Source organism: Paraburkholderia sp. EG286B (genome assembly GCF_040965655.1).
Taxonomy (GTDB): Bacteria; Pseudomonadota; Gammaproteobacteria; order Burkholderiales; family Burkholderiaceae; genus Paraburkholderia.
Genome location: NZ_JBFRCF010000087.1, coordinates 1 through 2892, shown reverse-complemented (window position 1 = coordinate 2892; position 2892 = coordinate 1). Strand labels below are relative to the sequence as shown.

3 protein-coding genes are annotated in these 2892 nt (G+C 60.4%); all 3 read right to left on the bottom strand.

All coding sequences use genetic code 11. The features are described from left to right. Positions 1–293: 293 nt before the first annotated feature. Complete coding sequence (locus AB4Y42_RS43680) at positions 294–1136, bottom strand: GGDEF domain-containing protein (protein ID WP_368697813.1); 843 nt, start codon at positions 1134–1136, stop codon at positions 294–296. Between the two features lie 3 nt (positions 1137–1139). Next, on the bottom strand, positions 1140–1289 hold the full coding sequence (locus AB4Y42_RS43675; RefSeq protein ID WP_368692397.1) for a hypothetical protein: 150 nt from the start codon (positions 1287–1289) through the stop codon (positions 1140–1142). A 93-nt stretch (positions 1290–1382) separates the two neighbouring features. Then, positions 1383–2174 (bottom strand): hypothetical protein, encoded by a 792-nt coding sequence (locus AB4Y42_RS43670; protein WP_368697812.1) that lies wholly within the window; start codon positions 2172–2174, stop codon positions 1383–1385. Positions 2175–2892: the final 718 nt, after the last annotated feature.

Sequence of the window (2892 nt, the reverse complement as noted above, 5' to 3'; positions counted from 1 at the left end):
CCGTGAAACAGCTCCACGCCGATGATAGTGCGGATTGCCCGTGTGAAAGTAGGTAATCGTCAGGCTCCTTATGCTGTAACGTCCAGAACCCCGGTGGCTCCGAAAGAGCACCGGGGTTCTGGCGTTTGGGCGTCGCAAATCCTGGTTTTACGCGCGAGCGAAGACGGCCGAAATCCTGGTTTCCAAGCTTCGTGAGAGTGTTGCCACGGCTATCGGAGCGGACCAGCCGATCGGCTGACCTTCCTTTGTTTCGGGGTGAGAGGAGAAAATTCGCCGACTGCGCTATTTGCAATTCACTTGCTATCTCCGCCTGTCGCACGTAGCTGGCTTGCAGAACCTGATGGCGCGCGCGATTTCGTTTCCGTGGATCCGGCGGGAGCCGACGTGGAGACATGGACACGGTTACGTCCCGCGCTCTTGGCCGCATAAAGCGCCGCATCGGCGCGCTCGTGGGCTGGCATAAGGTTATCTTCGCCGTCGTGATAGGACGCGATGCCAATGATCACGGTTTGCGAATTGGTTTGTCCAGCCTCCACGACGATCGGCGTATTCTGGATGGAAACGCGAATTCGTTCGGCGACCGTTTGAGCCTGCTCTGCTGTCGTGTCGGGCAGGATGGCGGCGAATTCCTCGCCGCCGACGCGAGCCGCCAAATCCTCCGCGCGCAGCGCACCTTTGAGGACACGCGCCACGGCAGTCAGAACGCAATCCCCAGTTGCGTGACCGTACGTGTCGTTCACGCGCTTGAAGTGGTCCAGATCCAGTGCCAGCACCGATAGCGGCCTGTGCTGTTCCCGTGCATGGGCAACCGCCTGTGCAGCGGTCCTCGCAAAACTGCGGCGGTTCGCGAGTCCTGTGAGCGAGTCCACTTCGGCTTCGGTGCGTAGCTGAGTGAGTTGCTGCTGCTGGTGACTAACGTCGACGAGTGTGAGCAGCAGTGCATCGGATTCATCGGCTCGCACGCCAAGGGGGAGTCGCGTGCTGTGCAGCAGCATATGCCGGGGTCTGTCACGCGTGAGCATCGCGACCGCCTCATTCTGACTAACCGTCTGTGTCTCAGCCCATGCTGTGGGGTCCACAAACAGTCGTGCAAACGGTTGTCCCTTGCCGACGACCGCACCGAATGCATCCAGCATGGCTTAATTGGCAACCAGAACCTTACCGGTGTCGGCTGCTACCACGACGACGGGCGTGGGCATGCTCTTCACAATGGATGCAATCAGGAACAGGTGACGCTCACGGCGCACGAGCAGCACGGCGCTCGCCAGCAACACCAGGACCGTGGCCATACCAGCGAGGTTGAAGTACAAACTTTGGCGGACGCTCGTGCGGTATTCATTGACCGCAAGGCGGACATCAAGTGTCCAGTAGGTTCCGATGGTTTAGAGAGGAATCCTGCGCGTGGCCACCAACTCCTGTGCGCCGTCCAGACGCGAGCGCAGATAGCGGGTCGTTGGTGTGGGGCCGGTCGTCGCCGCGCCGTCGATCAACTTCTGTCCTGGCGGCATCGTGTGGTCGGCCGGGTAGCGTGCGACGACGCGGTCTGCACCGTCGCGCAACAGGACGAAAGTTCCTGCCGGCAAATGCATGCCTGCGAGCGGTTGCTGTTCGACGTTGATCACCTGGACGATTACCGCGTCGAGTTCGCCTGCCCGGCTACGATGGCCCTTTGCGAATATGACCACCTCCTCTTGTCCCCGCGCAGCAAGTTCAGTGACCGCGGCGGATGAGGCATTCCGCACACGCGCCAACAGGGAGTCAAGGCCAGGCACCTCGTTGTCGACACTCGCACGCGACCCGGCGAGTAGCCGGCCGTCTGGCGCGAAGACAGCAATGAATACATCACCGAGCGCGTGCCGCATGGCCAGTGCCAGTTGCGCGAGCTGGACGTCGGTGAGCGTCCGGCTACCCAGCATGCTCTCAATCTGGGCCACAGACACGCTCACGTCCTGAAAGCGGTCCTGGATGCGTGTTGCGATTAGAGAGGCTTGGGCGTTCAGCCGCTGCGCGGCGAGGGCATCCGCGTCCCTGAGGTCGTGCCACGACCGCCACGAATTAATTAAGATATCCAGGGTGACAAGCAGGGCGAGGACTATCAGCGCCCGCCGCAGCCAGGATTTGCGCGTGATGTGATCGAGCGACCAGCGAACTGCGTTGGTGATTGAACGCGCCATGATGTCCGGCTATCGGCTGCTCGTTGACGGGATCCCTACTTTATTCGCAACCTATCGTTCGTTTTCGTTGAAGTCGACGTTGCTGCGCCCGTCGCTGTGTTCCTGCTCCTCCCCCGACACGAACCTTGAGTTTCCTTTATCGTCGACGCGGATTTCCGTTTTGGACTTCCTGATCGGGTTCTTGCCGGAGAGTATGAAGTTTCCTAACGAACCCCAGTAGCCATTTGGGATTTGTTTCGGTTGAAACGACGGCGCGCCTTCCAAATTAGTCGGCTGGACGTGTTCGTTCTATCGGACCAAGGTCCGATACGTATTCAAAGAGCAGGCGGTTCCGCAGGGGCTAGCGTATGCAGCGAAACAACCTGCTCGAGAATCCTTGTCGTTGACGGGTCCAGCTTACGAGCGGAACTTCGCCCTTGACCATGACTGGCCGCACGCGGGAGTGGAGCCGACGCTCCAATACCGCACTGCCAGGCCTGGCACCGGTGAACTCGCCGTCGTCGGGCCGATCTTCCGGCCGGAGCGAATTGGCATTGCCGTAGCCAACGGCAGTCCACTGCGCAAGACGATCAACGAGACGCTACTCGCCATGTGTCACGGGGCGGCGTAATCGAGCCGGGGATGGGCGGCGTAATGGAGCCAGCAGAAACGGGGATAAAGCGCAGATTCGAACGGGCTCAAGAATGCGGTTTTTTGCCCGGTTTGGCAACCGCGTTTT

What these genes read in the sequence shown, in the direction of transcription:
- AB4Y42_RS43680 (WP_368697813.1), bottom strand. Translation starts at nt 1,136, where the DNA reads ATGCTGGATGCATTCGGTGCGGTCGTCGGCAAGGGACAACCGTTTGCA.
- AB4Y42_RS43675 (WP_368692397.1), bottom strand. Translation starts at nt 1,289, where the DNA reads ATGGCCACGGTCCTGGTGTTGCTGGCGAGCGCCGTGCTGCTCGTGCGC.
- AB4Y42_RS43670 (WP_368697812.1), bottom strand. Translation starts at nt 2,174, where the DNA reads ATGGCGCGTTCAATCACCAACGCAGTTCGCTGGTCGCTCGATCACATC.